12 protein-coding genes are annotated in these 17,496 nt (G+C 71.8%); 7 read left to right on the top strand and 5 right to left on the bottom strand.

Translation table 11 applies throughout. The features are described 5' to 3' along the window. Window positions 1-161: 161 nt before the first annotated feature. Both sigJ and ACFVWD_RS30300 read left to right on the top strand, forming a co-directional pair. Entirely contained in the window at window positions 162-1,139 is a 978-nt protein-coding gene (gene sigJ / locus ACFVWD_RS30305; protein ID WP_389600659.1) for an RNA polymerase sigma factor SigJ, read from the top strand. Further along, a complete protein-coding gene (locus tag ACFVWD_RS30300) occupies window positions 1,136-2,683 on the top strand; it encodes a cytochrome bc complex cytochrome b subunit (RefSeq protein WP_389600657.1) in 1,548 nt (515 codons plus the stop codon). Before sigJ ends, ACFVWD_RS30300 begins: the two co-directional genes overlap by 4 nt. Here the strand turns inward: ACFVWD_RS30300 and ACFVWD_RS30295 are convergent. After that, window positions 2,594-5,692, bottom strand: a complete 3,099-nt coding sequence (locus ACFVWD_RS30295) for a glycoside hydrolase family 2 TIM barrel-domain containing protein (protein WP_389600655.1) — start codon at window positions 5,690-5,692, stop codon at window positions 2,594-2,596. The genes ACFVWD_RS30300 and ACFVWD_RS30295 overlap by 90 nt on opposite strands. A 254-nt stretch (window positions 5,693-5,946) precedes the next feature. On the opposite strand from ACFVWD_RS30295, the gene ACFVWD_RS30290 reads away from it, so the two are divergent. The 3 genes from ACFVWD_RS30290 (at window position 5,947) to ACFVWD_RS30280 (ending at window position 10,246) form a co-directional block, all read left to right on the top strand. Continuing rightward, a complete protein-coding gene (locus ACFVWD_RS30290; protein ID WP_389600653.1) occupies window positions 5,947-8,331 on the top strand; it encodes a SpoIIE family protein phosphatase in 2,385 nt (794 codons plus the stop codon). A gap of 98 nt (window positions 8,332-8,429) precedes the next feature. After that, window positions 8,430-9,686: an arsenic transporter gene (locus tag ACFVWD_RS30285; RefSeq protein WP_389600702.1), complete on the top strand. Its 1,257-nt coding sequence runs from the start codon at window positions 8,430-8,432 to the stop codon at window positions 9,684-9,686. A 35-nt stretch (window positions 9,687-9,721) separates the two neighbouring features. Further along, window positions 9,722-10,246 (top strand): universal stress protein, encoded by a 525-nt coding sequence (locus ACFVWD_RS30280; protein ID WP_389600651.1) that lies wholly within the window; start codon window positions 9,722-9,724, stop codon window positions 10,244-10,246. Here the strand turns inward: ACFVWD_RS30280 and ACFVWD_RS30275 are convergent. Continuing rightward, window positions 10,176-11,132 carry a helix-turn-helix domain-containing protein gene (locus tag ACFVWD_RS30275; protein ID WP_389600649.1) on the bottom strand — a complete coding sequence of 319 codons (957 nt, stop codon included), beginning with the start codon at window positions 11,130-11,132 and terminating at the stop codon, window positions 10,176-10,178. The two genes, ACFVWD_RS30280 and ACFVWD_RS30275, sit on opposite strands and share 71 nt — an antisense overlap. Before the next feature lie 79 nt (window positions 11,133-11,211). Between ACFVWD_RS30275 and ACFVWD_RS30270 the strand changes: the two genes are divergently transcribed. After that, window positions 11,212-12,006 (top strand): phytanoyl-CoA dioxygenase family protein, encoded by a 795-nt coding sequence (locus ACFVWD_RS30270; RefSeq protein ID WP_389600647.1) that lies wholly within the window; start codon window positions 11,212-11,214, stop codon window positions 12,004-12,006. 2 nt (window positions 12,007-12,008) lie between these two features. Here ACFVWD_RS30270 and ACFVWD_RS30265 read toward each other — a convergent pair whose 3' ends face one another. From ACFVWD_RS30265 to ACFVWD_RS30255, 3 genes are read right to left on the bottom strand one after another with little or no spacing between them, the layout of a single operon-like run. Continuing rightward, window positions 12,009-14,786, bottom strand: a complete 2,778-nt coding sequence (locus tag ACFVWD_RS30265) for an AAA family ATPase (RefSeq protein ID WP_389600646.1) — start codon at window positions 14,784-14,786, stop codon at window positions 12,009-12,011. Next, window positions 14,783-15,706 carry an alpha/beta fold hydrolase gene (locus tag ACFVWD_RS30260; protein ID WP_389600644.1) on the bottom strand — a complete coding sequence of 308 codons (924 nt, stop codon included), beginning with the start codon at window positions 15,704-15,706 and terminating at the stop codon, window positions 14,783-14,785. The genes ACFVWD_RS30265 and ACFVWD_RS30260 overlap by 4 nt, the downstream gene beginning before the upstream one ends. A gap of 21 nt (window positions 15,707-15,727) precedes the next feature. Beyond that, window positions 15,728-16,333, bottom strand: a complete 606-nt coding sequence (locus tag ACFVWD_RS30255; protein WP_389600643.1) for an NADPH-dependent F420 reductase — start codon at window positions 16,331-16,333, stop codon at window positions 15,728-15,730. Window positions 16,334-16,634: 301 nt separating this feature from the next. Here ACFVWD_RS30255 and ACFVWD_RS30250 point away from each other — a divergent pair, with 301 nt between their 5' ends. Then, window positions 16,635-17,489 carry an endo alpha-1,4 polygalactosaminidase gene (locus ACFVWD_RS30250; RefSeq protein WP_389600701.1) on the top strand — a complete coding sequence of 285 codons (855 nt, stop codon included), beginning with the start codon at window positions 16,635-16,637 and terminating at the stop codon, window positions 17,487-17,489. Window positions 17,490-17,496: the final 7 nt, after the last annotated feature.

Here is a 17,496-nt window from a genome sequence, read left to right as displayed (position 1 = left end):
CTTGTGTCGAGGCATCGGACTCGCGGTCAAGAGGGCGTGGGCTTCGACCGGTGTGACGCCCGGCGGGCGTCATGAGACGTACGTCACATTTCACCCTCCGGACGTCACATTCGGGCCCGCTTCTCCCCTCGCAGTAGTGAGCACACCAAGGGAGGCAAGGCATGTCCGAAAGCCCCGCGACCGGGACGGCCGACGGAGCGACGCAGGTGTTCGTCGACCACCGCGAGCTGCTCTTCGCGATCGTCTACAACATCCTCGGCAGCGTCGCCGACACCGACGACGTGCTCCAGGAGACCTGGCTGTCCTGGACGGGCCGCGCCCAACGCACCCCGCTGGAGGGCATCACCAACCCGCGCGCCTATCTCGTACGCATCGCCGTGAACCACGCACTCGCGCGGCGCGCCGCGATCACCCGCCGCCGCGAGACGTATGTGGGCCCCTGGCTGCCGGAACCGCTGCTCGACGAGCCCGCCCCCGAGGACTCGGCCGACGACCGGGCCCTGCGCTCGGAGTCGGTGTCGCTGGCGATGCTCGTGGTCCTGGAGTCCCTCACCCCACTGGAGCGCGCGGTCTTCGTCCTCAACGAGGTGTTCGGCTACGCGCACACCGAGATCGCGGAGGTCATCGACCGCAGCCCCGCGGCGGTACGCCAGCTCGCGCACCGCGCCCGGGAGCACGTGCACGCCCGGCGGCCGCGCTACCAGGCCCATCCGCGCGTCCGTCGACAGGCGACCGAGCGCTTCGTCGAGGCCGCGCTCGGCGGGGACATCGCGGCGCTGATGGAGATCCTGGCACCGGACGTCACGGTGTGGACGGACGGCGGCGGCAAGGCCTCGGGCGGGCTGCGTCCGGTGCACGGCCGGGACAAGGCGGCACGGCTGTTCGCCGGTTACGCCACCCGGCGCGGCACCGGCTTCGACCTCCGCTACCGGCGCGTCAACGGCGACGACTCCGCCGTGCTCTTCGCGGGCGAGTCGCCGTACGCGGTCATGGTCATGGACCTCACCGCGGACGGCGAGCAGGTGTCAGGCGTCTACATCGTCACCAATCCCGAGAAGCTCGCGCATGTGCGGCGCGACGAAGAGAACCAGGAGACCGGTGGCGACGAGACCAGGGCCGAGGAGGGGGAGCACGCATGACCGCCACGGACCACCGGCCCGCGAAGGCGTCCTCCGGCGAACGCGTCGCCGACTGGTTCGACGGCCGGCTCGGTGTGTACGCCCTCGGCAGGCGCTATCTGCGCAAAGTCTTCCCGGACCACTGGTCCTTCCTCCTCGGCGAGATCTGCCTCTACAGCTTCGTCGTGCTGATCCTCACCGGCGTGTACCTGACCCTGTTCTTCCACCCCTCCATGAACGAGGTGACGTACCACGGCGGTTACGTCCCCCTGAACGGCATCCGGATGTCGGAGGCGTACGCCTCGACGCTCCACCTCAGCTTCGACGTGCGCGGCGGACTGCTGGTCCGCCAGCTCCACCACTGGGCCGCGCTGGTCTTCCTCGCCGCGATGCTGACGCACATGATGCGGCACTTCTTCACGGGCTCGTTCCGCAGGCCCCGCGAGGTGAACTGGGTGTTCGGCTGGGCGCTGCTGCTCCTCGGTCTGTTCGAGGGCCTCTTCGGCTACTCGCTGCCGGACGACCTGCTGTCCGGCACGGGGCTCAGGTTCGTGGACGGGGCGGTCCTGTCGGTGCCGGTGGTCGGCACTTATCTGTCGTTCTTCCTGTTCGGCGGGGAGTTCCCCGGTCACGACATCGTGGCCCGCTTCTACTCGCTGCACGTCCTGCTGATTCCGGGGATCATGGCTGCGCTCGTCGTCGTGCATCTGATCCTCGTCGTGTACCACAAGCACACCCAGTTCGCGGGCCCCGGGAAGAGCGAACGCAACGTCGTGGGCACCCCGTTCCTGCCGGTCTACCTGGCGAAGGCGGGCGGCTTCTTCTTCCTGGTGTTCGGTGTCCTCGCGCTGATCTCGGCCGTCGCGACCATCAACCCGGTCTGGTCGTACGGCCCTTACCGCGCCGACCAGGTGTCGACGGGCGCCCAGCCGGACTGGTACCTGGGCTTCGCCGAGGGCCTGGTGCGCGTCATGCCGGGCTGGGAGATCACCCTGGCCGGCCACACGCTCGTGCTCGGCGTACTGATCCCCATCGTCGTCTTCCCGCTGCTACTGGTCGCCATCGGCGTGTACCCGTTCGTCGAGTCATGGGTCACGGGAGACCGGCGTGAACATCATCTTCTCGACCGCCCACGCAACCGGCCGGTGCGTACGTCGATCGGAGCGGCGTGGATCAGCCTCTATCTGATCCTGCTCGCGGGCGGCGGCAACGACATCGTGGCGACACGCTTCCATCTGTCGATCAACACCGTCACCTGGGCGGTGCGGATCTCCGTGTTCGTCGTCCCGGCCGTCGCCTTCGTGGTCACCCGCCGCATCTGCCTGGGGCTGCAGCTGCGGGACCGGGAACTGGTGGCGCACGGCCGTGCGACCGGCGTCGTCAAACGCCTGCCGCACGGCGAGTACGTCGAGGTGCACCGCCCGCTCGGCCCGGCCGAACTCCACACGCTGACCGAGCACGAGCACCGGGACTCGTCAGACCACCGGGACCTCCAGACGGCTGATCCGCAGCCCGCCCTCGGCGGCGCCCGGGTGCCCGCTCGCCATGAGGAGCCGCAGCCGTGAGCCGCGTACCCCGTCGAAGGTGATCACGGTCGGCGCGTCGGACGCGGTGGCCCAGTCGACGGCCGTTCCCTTCACCGGCACGTACCCCTTGCCGTCCCACACCGCGACCTCGACGGACGCGGGCAGTGCGTGCGTCGCGTCGACGGTGAAGGAGACCTCGACGCGGTCGACCGCGCGGGCACGGGCCCAGGCGACCGAGACCCAGTCCTCGGGGCGGGCCCCGCTGAAGGCGGGCAGCAGGGCCGTCGCCGACTTGTAGAAGGCGTTGGACCACCCCGTCGCCGGGTCGCCGTCGAGCATGGCGGCGGGCAAGGAGTCCGGGCGGCCGGAGTAACTGGCGTCCACGAGTGGGTCGTTCGGGGCGCCGGGACCCGGGTCCGGCCGGTAGGCGGCGGGCGGGGTGGTCGCCTTCGAGCGTGCCGAGGTGGTGCGTACGGTGAGGGTGGCACCCCGCACTCCCTCGGAGCGGGCCGTCACCTTCAGCGAGCCCGGCCGCGTCCCGGATCGTACGATCGCGAGTGCCTTGCCGTGGAAGGCCGTTCGGGTGCTCGCCTGATAGCGCTCGGCACTCTCCTCCCGGCCGTTGTCGAGCCCGGCGAGCGAGCCGCCGTCGATGTCGAAGGCGATCAGGTGCTCCGCGTCGGGTACGACCACACCACGGACATCGACGACCTCGGCCGTCACGAAGACCAGGGAACGGCCGTCGGCGGCGAGCGACTTGCGGTCGGGCGTGAGCCGTATCGCGTGCGGCGTCCCGGCGGTGCGCAGGACGTCCGTGGCGACGGTACGGCCGTCGCGGCGGGCCACCGCCTTCAACTCACCCGGCTCGTAGGGCACTTTCCAGGTGAGGTGGAGCTTGCCCGCGCTGCCGTTCGGGCTGGTGTAACTGCCCGGGTAGGGGCCCGAGGTGAAGGTCTTGTCGTCGCCGGTCGCCTCGGTCGTCTCCAGATAGGTGCGGCCGTCGGTGGTCGTCTTGGCGTCGAACTTCCGTGTGCCGAGGGACTTCCCGTTGAGGAAGAGCTCCACGGTGTCGACGTTCGCGTACGCCCAGACCTCGATCGTGTCGCCCGCCTCGTGGTTCCAGGTCATGGGCACCAGATGGACCATGGGCTCGCTCACCCACTGGCTCCTGAACAGGTGGTACATGTCCTTGGGGAAACCCGCCGTGTCGACCGCGCCGAAGAAGGACGCCTTCACCGGGAACACGTCGTACGGCGTCGGCTCCCCGATGTAGTCGATGCCCGACCACAGGAACTCCCCCGCGAACCACTTGCGGTCCCGGTCCTTCTTGTGCCCGTACTCGCCGCTCATCGTCCAGGACGCGAGGTTGTTGTCGTACGAGGAGACCGCGCGCCGGCCCGGGGTGTGGTTCTCGCCGGTGTTGAGGTGCTCCGGCTCCTGATAGGTGGAGCGGGTCGAGGTCTCGGACGACGACTCCGACTCGAAGAGGAAGAGGTGCGGATAGGCGGCGTGCAGGGCGTCCACCGACGTGGCGGTGTTGTAGTTGAGGCCGAGCCCGTCCAGCTTGGCGAGCATGAGGTCGGCCGCGGAGCCCTTCGTGGGCACGCGACGGTATTTGTCCGAGCCGATGACCAGCGGCCTGGTGTCGTCCGCCGCTTTGATCGCGGCGATGATCCGGTCCGCCATCGCGAGGCCCGGGGTGGAGGTGGAGTCGGGGATCTCGTTGCCGATGGACCACAGGACCACGGCGGGCGAGTTGCGGGCCGCGAGGACCATCTCGGTGGCGTCCTTCTCGCACCACTCGTCGAAGAACCGGCCGTAGTCGTACCTCGTCTTGCCGGTCCGCCAGCAGTCGAAGGCCTCCACCATCATCACGATGCCCAGCTCCTCGCAGACCTGGATCATCTGCGGCGAGGGCGGGTTGTGCGAGGTGCGGAAGGCGTTGACGCCCATCGACTTCATGATGGTCATCTGCCGGCGTACGGCGTCGACGCTGATCGCGGCGCCCAGCGCACCCTGGTCGTGGTGCAGGTCGACGCCCTTGATCTTCGCGTGGACACCGTTGAGGTGGAAGCCCTCGTCCGGGTCGAAGCGGAACGTGCGGATGCCGAAGGAAGTGCGGCAGGCGTCGACCCTCGCGCCGCCGACCCGCAGTTCGGTCTCCAGGGTGTAGCGGTGGTCCGGGGTCGAGAAGTCCCACAACCGGGGCTTGGCGACGGTGAGTTCATGGGTCTCGTCCGCGCGGCCGGTGACCGGGACCGTGGTGGACGTACGGGCCGCCGTACGGCCGTCGGGGGCGACGATCCGCGAGATCACCTGGACCTCGGCGGCGGCACCGGACTCGTTGACGACGGTCGTCCGCACCTGTACGACCGCCCGCTCCGCCGTGATGTCCGGCGTGGTGACATACGTGCCCCAGCGCTGGACGTGCACCGGTTCGGTGACCACGAGCCGGGCCTCGCGGTAGATGCCGCTGCCCGAGTACCAGCGGCTGCTGGGCAGTTGGTTTTGCACCTGCACCGCGATGACGTTCTCGGTGGTGCCGTCCGTGTGCAGCAGACCGGTGAGGTCGAAGGCGAACCCCGTGTAGCCGTAGGGGTGACGGCCGACCTCCTCGCCGTTGCAGTAGACGTGCGAGTCCATGTAGACGCCGTCGAACTCCACGGAGATCCGCCGGCCGGCGAGGGCGGGCGGCAGCGTGAAGGTGGTGCGGTACCAGCCGAGACCGCCCGGGAAGAAGCCGGTGCCACTGGTGGTGCCGTGCTCCGTGGTGGGGGTCTGTTCGATGCTCCAGTCGTGCGGAACGGAGACTTCCCGCCACGCCGAGTCGTCGTAGCCGGGCTGCTCGGCGCCCTCGTACGCGCCGGTGGGGTCGGTGATCCCACCCGGGTCGACCAGCGCGAAGCGCCAGCCGTCGCGCAGCTCGACCAAGCGGCGGCCCGCGGCGCGCCCCGGCGAGTCCGCCCAGGCGTCGGCGGCGCCCAGGAGCGATCCGGCCGCGGGTACGGCGGTTCCTGCGATCAATACCGATCTTCGAGTGACCGTCATGGCGGCTCTCCCTAACCAAGGGCTCATAAGTCATCACAACTGATCGTGAACAAACAGATTCTGACGGGGTGACACACGGGCCCGTCAAGGGTGCGGCACTCACTTCCGCCCCGCGCACCACATCGGCCGGAATCCGTCGTACGGATGTACCCCTGGGGCCGCCCGTGTGCCGGGTGCGGAACGCGCGTACGCACTAGGCTGGAACCTGAGTGACGCGCCTGTTCACTGTGAGTGTCCGCAATGGAGTGGCGACGATGAGCCCGGTCCACCCGCTCGACGAGGCTGCCACGGCACGGGCGGTCATCGACGGGAACGGCACCCTGCTCCGATGGAGCGAAGGGGCCCGCCGGCTACTGGGTCATGCCCCGGAGGAGGTCGAGGGGCGGCCCGCCGCCGATCTGCTGGCCACGGGCACGCCCGTACCGGCCGAACCCACCGGTAGCCGCTGGAACGGCACCCTCGCCCTGCGCCACCGCGACGGACACACCGTCTCCGTGTGGCTGCTCGCCCATCGCAGGAAGCCGCGGGACGGCGGCGCGGGCACCTGGCTGGTGGTCACCCCGCTGTATGCCCGCGGCCCGCGCTCGCCGGACGACCCCCTGACGACGGCCGTGCTGGCACAGTCCCCGTGCCCGATGGCGGTCTACGACGACCGACTGCGGCTCTTCGGGGTGAACGACGCGATGGCCGATGTGATCGGCCTCCCCGAATCCCGCATCCAGGGCCTGAGGATCTCCGAGATCGGCGGCAAGGAGGAGAGCGAAGCCCTCGAGAGACAGCTGCACGAGGTTCTCGTCTCCGGAACCGGTCGTGACGTGGAGACGTTCATGCAGACGGGCGGCGAATACCACGCGCACGCCTGGATGGCCCGTATCGCCCCGCTGACCGACACCGACGGCCGGGTGCGGGGGGTGTGCCTGGCCGCGCACGACTTCACCGAGCAGTACAACGCCCGGGAGCGACTGCAACTCGTCAACGAGGCCAGCGTGCGCATCGGCACCACCCTCGACGTCACCCGAACGGCCCAGGAACTCGCCGACGTCTGTGTACCCGCCCTCGCCGACTTCGTCAGGGTCGATCTGCTGGATCCGCCGGAGCACGGGGGCGAGCCCCACCCGGAGCCGCCGACCGCGCCTATCACGCTGCGGCGCGCCGCCCACCAGTCCGTGAACCCGGGCTGCCCGGAGGCGGTCGTCAAGCCCGGCCAGGTCGATGTCTACCCCGCGCACTCGCCGCAGGCGGACTCCCTCACGGCCGGCCGGACGATCGTGGCGCCCGACGACACCGCCACGCTGGCGGAGTGGCTCTCCTGGGACGACGAGCGGCGCGCGCGCATCGCCGAGCTCGGCCCCCACACCAGCATGTCGGTGCCGATCAAGGCCCGCGGCCAGACCCTCGGGGTGGCCGTCCTCACCCGGTTCCAGCACCTCGGTCCCTTCACCCCCGACGACATACTGCTGGCCGAGGAGGTGACGGCGAGGGCCGGCGTCTGCATCGACAACGCCCGGCGCTTCTCCCGGGAACGGGAGACCGCCCTCGCCCTCCAGCGCAGCCTGCTCCCCCAGTCACTGCCCCGGACGGCCGCCGTGGAGGCGGCCTCCCGCTATCTGCCCGCCGCACGGGCCGGGGTGGGCGGCGACTGGTTCGACGTGATCCCGCTGTCCGGGATGCGGGTCGCCATGGTCGTCGGAGACGTCGTCGGCCACGGCATCGCGGCCTCCGCCACCATGGGCCGGCTGCGCACCGCCGTCCGTACCCTCGCCGACATCGACCTCGCCCCCGACGAACTGCTCACCCACCTCGACGACCTCGTCGTACGGCTCTCCACGGAGGCCGGCGCCGAGGGCACCACCGGCGAGGTCGGCGCGACCTGCCTGTACGCGGTGTACGACCCGGTCTCACGGCGCTGCGTCCTCGCCCGGGCCGGCCATCGTCCGCCCGTCATGCTCCCGCCCGGCGGCCCACCCCGGCAGATCGACCTGCCGGCCGGTCCGGCGCTGGGCCTGGGCGGACTGCCCTTCGAGTCCGTCGAGCTCGCCCTGCCCGAGGGCACGGTGCTCGCGCTGTTCACCGACGGCCTGATCGAGAACCGCGAGCGGGACGTCGAGGCCAACCACGAGCTGATGTGCCACACCCTGGCGGAGTCCGCGGACTCCCTGGAAGGTGCCTGCCACGCCATTCTGCGGACCCTGCTTCCGGTGGGCGGGGCCCAGGACGACGTGGCGCTGCTGCTCGCCCGGACCCGCGGGCTCGCGCCCTCCCAGGTGGCGACCTGGGACATTCCCGCCGACCCCGCCCTGGTCGCGCCGATCCGCAAGCAGGTCGTCGACCAGCTCGACGTCTGGGGGCTGAGCGCGGCGACGTTCACGGCCGAGCTCGTGGTGAGCGAACTGGTCACCAACGCGATCCGGTACGGCGAGCCGCCCATCCGGCTGCGGCTCATCCACGACTGCGAGACCCTGATCTTCGAGGTCTCCGACAGCAGCCACACCGCCCCACATCTGCGCCGGGCCAAGGCCTACGACGAGGGCGGGCGCGGGCTGCTGCTGGTCGCGCAGCTCACCCAGCGCTGGGGCAGCCGCCACACGGCCGACGGCAAGACGATCTGGGCGGAGCTGACGCTCCTCGGGGAGTTCTGACGACATCGGCGCAGGCCCGAAGGGTCGGTGAGCGGGGCGGTGGGCGGCGTCTGATGTGATGGCCGGGCACCACGACTTGTGTCCCGGAGGACCGAACCCTGAACACCCCGCTCGCCGAATCACTGTCCGTCGTCCTGCTCGTCTCCGTCCTCGTCTGCGCGGTGGTCCGCCCGTTCGGCTGGCCCGAGGCGGTCGTCGCGGCCCCGGCCGCCCTGCTGGTGATCGCCACCGGCGCGATCTCCTGGGACCACGCAGGCGCGGAGGCGGGTCACCTCGGGCCGGTGATCGGCTTCCTGGCGGCGGTGCTGGTACTCGCCAAGTTCTGCGACGACGAGGGGCTCTTCCACGCCTGCGGCGCGTGGATGGCCCGCTGGGCGGCGGGGCGGCCGGGGCGCCTGCTGACCGCGGTCTTCGCGCTCGCCTCGGCGATCACCGCGGTGCTCAGCCTGGACGCCACCATCGTGCTGCTCACCCCGGTCGTGTTCGTCACCGCCGCCCGGATGGGCGCCCGTCCGAAGCCGCACGTGTACGCCTGCACCCATCTGTCGAACACGGCCTCGCTGCTGCTGCCGGTCTCCAACCTCACCAATCTGCTCGCCTTCACCGCGAGCGGCCTCAGCTTCACCCGGTTCGCGGCGCTGATGGTGCTGCCTTGGCTGGTGGCCATCGGGGCCGAGTACGTGGTCTTCCGGCGCTTCTTCGCCGGCGACCTGGCCGCGGCCGTGCCCGAGCCGACGACCGGGGAGCCGCCGGAGCTGCCCCTGTTCGCGCTGGTCACCGTGGGCTGCACGCTGGCGGGGTTCGTCCTCGCCTCAGCGCTGGGCGTGGACCCCGCCTGGTCCGCCGCGGCGGGGGCACTGGTGCTCGCCGCCCGGGCCCTGCTGCGCGGGCGCGCCACCCCGCTCACCGTGGTGAGGGCGGCCGCTCCGGCCTTCCTCGTGTTCGTGCTCGCGCTGGGCATCGTCGTCCGGGCGGTGGTCGACAACGGACTCTCCGACGCTCTCGGGCATCTCCTCCCGGACGGCAGCGGACTGCCCGCGCTGCTCGGTATCGCGGCGCTCGCCGCCGTACTCGCCAATCTCATCAACAACCTGCCCGCGGTCCTGGTGCTGCTGCCGCTGGCCGCCACGTCCGGCTCCGGCGCGGTGCTGGCGGTCCTGCTGGGGGTCAACATCGGCCCCAACCTCACCTACGCGGGATCCCTGGCGACCCTGTTGTGGCGGCGTATCGTGCAGGAGCACGACCACGGCGTCGATCTGCGGGAGTTCACCCGGCTGGGTCTGATCGCCGTGCCGGCGGCGCTGGTTCCCGCCGTACTGGCACTGTGGTTCTCGCTCCAGGTCATCGGGGGCTGAGCCGTCGCTCAAGTGAGGGCCGGAGGCTGATGCTCATGCGGGTCGTCGTGTGGCTCGTCGAGGGGACCTGGCCGGCCTGCGTGGACGCCGTACGCACGCACGCCCCGCAGGCGACCGAGGTCGTGCTGCTGCACGTCAGTGAACCTGGGGTGCCCGGACTGGCGCACGGCGCCTTCGCCGGGTTGCTCGGCCGTGGGCACGTCGAACGCGATCCCGGGAACCGGCTGGAGGACCTCGGCGCCCTGTCGGCGGCGCGGCTGCTCGACAGGGCTGCCGAGCGCCTCGGCCGCCCCTGCACCCGTCAGGAACGCACCGGGCGCACGGAGCGTGAGGTGGTCGCCGCCGCCGAGGGCGCCGATCTGCTCGTGGTGGCCCGGGACGGCGACCGGGCCCGGCTCGGACCGCACAGCCTGGGCCGGGCCGGGCGGTTCGTCGTCGACCACGCGCCGTGCCCGGTGCTGCTGATCTGGCCCGAGGCCACGCCCGCCGTCACGACGATCCCGCCGCATCCCCCGCGTCCTCCGGATCCCCCACATCACCCGCATCCCCCGCACTCCTAGCGGTGCTCTTCCGGTAGGCGCCCGGTGGAGTCCCGTAGCGCTGCCGGAAGACTCGGCTGAAGTGGAACCCGCTGGTGAATCCGGAGGCCGCTGCCACCCGTTCCACCGGGAGCTCGGTGGCCTCCAGCAGCCGGGCCGCGTGCAGCAGCCGGGCCTCGCGCAGGGCGCGCATCGGGGAGCGGCCGAGTTGCTCGGTGAAGAGATGGGCGAACCGGGACGGTGAGAGCGCGACCGCCCCGGCCAGCGAGCGGACGGTGTGGGGCGCGCCCGGGTCCGCGGCGATCACCGCCTCCGCGTGGCGGACGCGGGCGTCGAGATCGGGGTGGTGGCGCTCCGCCCGGGCGGTGGCGAGCAGCACGATCTCCTCCAGGGAGCACAGGGCCAGTTCCCGGGCGGCGGTGCCGTGCGCGACCGCGACCTCGCCCGGGGCGGGCTCCGCGCCCCCGGGCGGCGGGCCCTCTCCCGTCCAGCGGGCGTCGGTGAGCATCCGGCGGAACGCCGCTTCGATACGTTCCCCGGCGGGCGCGGGTCCGACGGCGTACAAACCGTCGTCGAGGGCGTAGGGCCGCAGCCATCCGGTCCAGGACGGGCGGGCCTGGCAGTGCGCCCACCAGAACGCCCAGTGCCCGGCCCCCTGTTCGACGGCGTAGCGCTGCGGCACGCCGGGCCCCAGGACCACCAGGTCTCCGGCGCCGGTCGCCGTCCGGGCCGCTCCTTGCCTGAACTCTCCCCGTCCGCCCGTGGTCCAGGTGAACAGCCAACTGTCGCTGCCCCGCGGCCGGTTGATGCAATATCCCGGTCCCTGCTCGAAGCGCCCGACGGTCACCAGGCCCGGCGGCGGGGACGGGGCAGCAGGCTCGGGCAACTCCTCAGCACGCACGGGCATCCTCCTGGAAGGCTCATCGACCTAGCGTGAAGCACCTGGGACTCCGGTGAGAAGGGACGGTCGGATGACAGTCATGGACATGAGCGGGCCGCGGTGGTCGGACTTCGAGGAGAACGGATTCGTGGTGGCGCGCGGCCTGTTCACCGGCGCCGAGATCGACGAGCTGTGCGCGGAGTTCACGGCCCTGCACGCCGCCGGGCCGGTCGCGGGGCACTTCGAACCCCGGGCCACCGCCGCCGGCGCTCCGGCGGATCCGTTGGACGCCCATCCCCGGGTCATGCACCCGCACCGCATCAACGAGCTGTCCCTGCGCCGCCTCCTCGATCCCCGGTTGCGGCGAATCCTGGAGACCCTGCTCGGCGAGGAGGTCCTGGCGGCACAGAGCATGTTCTACTTCAAGCCGCCCGGGGCCCGAGGGCAGGCACTGCACCAGGACAACTTCTATCTGCGGGTCGAGCCGGGCACCTGCGTGGCCGCCTGGATCGCCTGCGACGCGATCGACCGGGAGAACGGCGGCCTGGAAGTGGTGCCGGGCACGCACCGTATGGACCTGTTCTGCCCTCAGGAGGCGGACGCGGAACTGTCCTTCGTACGGGAGTGCGTCCCGCCGCCGCCCGGTCTGGCCGCCGTGCCCGTCGACATGGCACCGGGCGACGTGCTGTTCTTCAACGGCAGTCTGGTGCACGGCTCCGGGCCCAACCGCAGCGCCGACCGCTTCCGCCGCTCCTTCATCGGCCATTACGTCGGCCGCTCCACCCATCACATAGGCCGCCATTACCCCACGCTGACGATGGGCGGTGATCCCGTCGCCCTGGCCGAGAGCGAGGGTGCGGGCCCGTGCGGCACGGAGTTCGCCCCGGCGGCACCGCACTGATGTCATTCCCGCGGCTCGGGCAGCGCGTCGCGGAGCTGGGCTCGGGAGGTGATGCCGAGCTTGGGGAAGATCCGGTAGAGGTGGAAGCCGACCGTGCGGGGCGAGAGGAAGATCCGTTCGCCGATCTCCCGGTTGGTCAGGCCCGCGGCGGCGAGGCGGGCGATCTGCAGCTGCTGCGGGGTGAGTTCGGCGAGGCCGTCCGGGGAGCCGGTCGGCGCGCTCGCCGGGGTGACGCCCGCGGCGCGCAGTTCGGCACGGGTACGGTCCGTCCAGGGGCGGGTGCCGAGCCGTTCGAAGACCTCCAGCGCCGCGGCGAGCAGAGGGCGGGCCTCCACCGCGCGGCGCCGGCGGCGCAGCCACTCGGCGTAGTCGAGCCGGGCCTGTGCCCGTTCGAAGGGCCACCGGTCGCCCGCCGGATCGGCCAGGGCCGCCGTGAAGTGCCGTTCGGCGTCGTCCGGTTCGGCGAGCAGGGCGTCGGCCCGGTGCACGATCGCGGTGAGCCGTGCGGACGTCGTGCCCTCGGCGAGGCGCCGCCTGGTCGTGTCGAGGACGAGCCGTGCGTCCTCGGCCCGGCCCGTGCGGACGGCGGCTGCCACGAGGTCGGCCAGGTAGTAGTCGGAGGCGTGGAAGTGCAGGGGCGCGGGCTCCGGCTGCCGGGTGTAGACGGCGCGGAAGCGATCGTAGGCCGCCGCGTGGTCGCCCTCCGCGAGTGCGGCGGCGCCCAGCGCGTAGTGCGTGCGCACCTGCAGGCTGCGGCAGTTGGGCAGGTCGATGCCGTGCACGGCGCGCTGTACGGCGGCGCGGGCCTCTTCGGTGTCGCCGCGCAGGGCGAGCAGGGTGGCGCGGAGCACGGGCGCTCCCACCACCACGTTCTCCAGTCCCCCTTCGGCGGCCAGGCCGTACGCCTCGTCGAGTGCCGCGCGGGCCTTGGTCCAGGACCCGCTCTCGTAGAGGGCCAGTGCGAGGGCCTGGGCCACGGTGGCGTTGGCCCCGGAGGTCGGGGAGCGGCGCAGATGGTCCATGGCCGCGCCGAGCAGCCGTATCGCCTCGGCCGTCTCGTCCAGGACCCAGGCCGCCCCGCCGGAGACGACCAGGCGGGACAGCGGGACGTCGACGCCGGATCCAGGTTTCGGCAGGGGCTCGGTCCAGGTGGCCGCGAGCAGATCGAGGGCCTGGGCCCGGTTGCGTACCGGATCGCAGCCGGCCAGGGCCCAGAGCCGGCCCGTCTCGTCGTCCTGGGGCGGCACGCGCTCCAGGATCCGCAGGATGTGCTCGCGGTGTTCCGGGGCCCCGGAGTTGTACGCGGGTGTGGTGGCCGTCGCCAGGGCATCGAGGGTCAGCACGGGGTCCTGGTCGACGGCGGCCTCGGCGACTGGCAGCAGGAAGCCGAGCGAGCCCGCGAACTGGGTGGTCACGGCGAGCGCCCAGCCCGCCAGGAGCGAGGCCTCGGCGAGGAGGGCCGGTTCGTCGGTGAGGGTGGCGACCTGGGCGCTGAGCTCGCCGACCCAGCGCGGGTGACCGGCGTACATCGCCATGGTCGCGGCCCGTACCAGGCGCCCGGCGCGAACGGTGGGGTCGGGGCTGAGCCGGGCCGCGCGTTCGAGGGCAGCCGCGGCGGCCGCGTAGCCGCCGCGGCGCTGTGCCCGGGCCGCGCTGTCATCGAGTTCCTGGGCGGCCTCCTCGTCGACGCCGGAGGCGGCGGCCGCGTGGTGCCAGGCACGGAGGTCCGGATCGCCGGCGAGGACGTCGGCGAGCGCCCGGTGGGCTGTGTGGCGTTCGGTGTAGGTCGCGGCCCGATAGACGGCGGAACGTATCAGCGGATGGCGGAAGCGGACGCGGTCGGCGTCGATGCGGACGAGTCCGGCGCGTTCGGCGGGCAGCCAGTCGTCCGGGGTCGCCCCGTCTCCCACGGCCGAGAGGATGACGGGCAGCTCGGCGCTCTCCGCGGCGGCCGCGAGAAGCAGTAACTCACGGGTGGCCCGGGGAAGTTCGGGAAGGTCGGCGGCGAAGATGGCTTCGAGCCGGTCGGTGAGGGGCAGCGCGTCCTCGTGGGCGGCCGCCGGGTCGCGCGCCACGGCCCGGGCGAGTTCGACGAGGGCGAGGGGCACGCCCGCCGCCTGTGCGAGGACGCGGGAGCGGGCCCGTCCCGCGGGTGGCCGGGGCTGGTGGTCGAGGAGCCGTCCGGCAGCGGCCGGATCGAGCGGCTCGATCGTCAACCGGTTGATCTGACGGTCGAGTTGTGCGGGTACGGCGGTGTCGCGCGCCGCCAGGAGCAGGGCGACCGGCTCGCCTTCGAGGCGTCGGGCCACGAAGGCCAGGACGTCGAGGGTGCCCAGGTCCAGCCAGTGGGTGTCGTCGATCACCAGGAGGAGCGGGCCGTGCTCCGCGGCGTCGGAGAGCAGGGTGAGCGCGCCGAGCGAGGTCAGCAGGGGATCGGAGACCGTCCGCGTGCCGTCGTCGAGTCCGAACACGCCGAGCAGCGCGGCCCGCTGGCGTGCGGGCAACCCCTCGGCCAGGTCGAGAAAGGGCCGCAGCAACTGGTGCAGCCCGGCGAAGGCGAGGCCCGACTCGCCCTCGCTCCCTCGGCACCGCAGCACCCGTACCCCGGACCGGCGGGCCATGCGGGCGGCGGCGTCGAGGAGCGCGCTTTTGCCCGCGCCGGGCCCTCCCGTCATCATCAGGGCCCCGGTGCGCCCCGTCGTGAGGTCGTCCACCATCCGTGACAGCAGGGCCAGTTCATGGTCCCGGCCGACGATCCACTCGTCACCGAGCGGCGTCATGAGTCGGCCCCGGGGAACGCGTCGGAGGTGAAGGCGAGGAGGGCATGGGCGACCGCGCCGGGGCTCTCCAGGAGCATCTCATGCGTACCGTCGATCCCGACGACCCGCACGGTGGGCCGCCGCGCGGCCAGTGCGGCGAGATCCCTGGCGAGCCCCTTCCCGTACGCCGTCATCAGTTCGTCGAACCAGGTCAGGCCGGGGGCGGGCGGTACGGGTCGGGCGGCCCGTCCGAGCAGCAGTGGCCGGCGCGTCCGCGCGAAGGCGTCGAAGAGGTCGAAGAGGTCGAGTGCGTCGACGGCGGCCAGCATCTCCAGCACGAGGGCGCGTTCGGGGTGCACCTCCAGCGGTCCGTCGGGTGCGGGCCGCACGCTGCGCAGCAGACCGGCCTCCAACAGCTCGTAAGGGATGCCCAGTTGGTCGGAGAGAGCGCGCTGCTCGGCGAGCAGTTCCTTCAGGCCGTCGACCGGAAGCGGCCCGCCGGAGGCCGTCGCGATCGCCGACTCCCGCACCTGGGTGAGACGCTCCTCGACGTACGCCGGGTCGAGGCCCACGTACTGGTCGGGGCGGCCCCAGCCGTATCCGTCCAGGTTCACCGCGCCGGGCGTGATGCCCGGATGCTCCAACGCGTACAGTACGGCGATCATCCCGCCGAGCGAGTGCCCGACGGGCAGCGCGCCGGGAAGGTCGTACCGCTCGAGCACCGCCTCGATGTCGTCCAGTACCCGGGGAAGACTCCAGGTCCCCGACGGTGAGAGACCATGTCCGCGCAGGTCCACGGCGAGCACCCGGTGGCGGGCGACGAGACGCGGGGCCACGGCGGCCCAGTCGGCCAGCGTGCGCCTGGCTCCGTGCAGCAGAAGCAGGGGTGGGCCGTCACCACCGTGGTCGTGTACGGCCAGTTCGATGCGGTCTCCGGTCATGTCCTGACAATACGGCGTGGGTCAGGGCTCCAGGAGCAGATTGAGCGTCGGCAAGGGGCCGCCCGGGAACTGTTGCAGCCGTCCGCCGGACGCCAGCGGGCCCAGATTGATGACCGCCCAGCCCACCCGGTCCGCCAGCCGCGTGACGCGCTCGTTGGCGCCTGGATGGTTTCCCGAGAGGAAGACCACCCGCCGTCCGACGAAGGTGCGCGGATCGGAGCCGAGCACCGCCGGTGTCAGTGTGTTGAACACCTTCACCAAGCGTGCTCCGGGTACGAGTTCGGCGACGACCTCGCTGGAGGTGCGGCCGTCGAGGTCGGCAACCTTGAAGTCGGGTGGTCCGAGCGGGTTGGTGGTGTCGATGACGATCCGCTCCTGCCAGTCGAGGACATCAGCGGCGGCCACCGCCTCGCTCAGCCGTCGCCACGGCACGGCGAGGACGACGATCTCCTCCTTCGCCGACTCCGCGACGGTGGCGGGCATCAGGGCCGGGCCGATGGAGGCGGCAAGGTCCCGCAGTGACTGCGGGCCCCGGCTGTTGCTGATGACGACCTGCTCGCCCGCCGCCACGAACCGATAGGCGAGGGCCTGGCCGATGGCTCCGGCACCGATGATTCCGATGGGCATGAGGTGTCCTCCTCCTTGAGTCCCGCGGCTACGACAACAGGGTGACGGTCAGCATCACGCCGCAGGTCACAGCAGCGCTTCTGTCATGTGACTGGGCCGGGTCCGCGGCGCGGGCGGGTGTCGCGGGGGCCGCCTTGACGCGGGCGTCGTCCAGACGATTTGATCCTGAGGTGCCGAGGCGCCGCGCCGGGCACGCAGAGGTACGCCCAGCCGGTAGCGGACACCGTTCGAGTCCGGCCAGAGTCGCCAGGACCGCGGGAGCGTCCGAGGCGGGGTCGTACCCGCGATCGATGGAGCCGACATTCCCGCCCAACGTGTTTCCCGCGTCACCGGCCTGGGGGCAGCCGCCGCCCTGGTGGCGCTCGCGACGCTGGTGAGCTGTACGACCGGGTCGGACGAGGGGACGCCACCCCAGCAGGGTAAGGCCTCCCCGCCGACCTCGGAGGCCGTACAACTCCCCCCGCTCCACGCGGGCTTCGACTACCAGATCGGCGGCGCCTATCCGCCGCCGTCCGGCGTCCGTATCGTCAGCCGCGACCTTTCGGACTCGCCCGCGCCCGGCCTGTACAACATCTGTTACGTCAATGCTTTCCAGGCCCAGCCTGACGAGTCGAAGGCCTGGCCGGCCGATCTCCTGCTGCGGGACGCGCGCGGCAAGGTCGTCATGGACCGCGACTGGAACGAGGCGCTCCTCGATCTCCGCACGCCTGCCAGGCGCAAGCGGGTGGCCGCGCGGGTCAACCGCTGGATCGACGAATGCGCCGACAAGGGATTCGACGCCGTCGAGCCGGACAACTACGACAGCTACGCCCGCTCCGGCCATCTGCTGACGGCGAACGACGCCACCGCGTTCATCACCCTCCTCTCGGCCCACGCGCACGCCCGAGGGCTGGCCATCGGGCAGAAGAACACCGCGGAACTGGCCGGGCTCAGGTCGAGGACCAAGCTCGACTTCGCGGTGGCCGAGGAGTGCGGCCAGTACGACGAGTGCGGCACGTACGCAAAGGCGTTCGACGACCGGGTGGTCGACATCGAGTATTCCGACAGCGGTCTGCGCAAGGCCCTCGCGAGCTACGGGAATCGGCTGAGCATCGTGCGCCGCGATGTGCAGGTGTCGACGCCGGGCACCGCGCAGTACGTCCGCCGGACGCGCTGACGGACGC

This window comes from Streptomyces sp. NPDC058086 (genome assembly GCF_042885015.1).
GTDB lineage: Bacteria > Actinomycetota > Actinomycetes > Streptomycetales > Streptomycetaceae > Streptomyces.
Note: the sequence above shows the minus strand (reverse complement) of the source record. Positions and strands in the feature narration are given on the sequence as shown.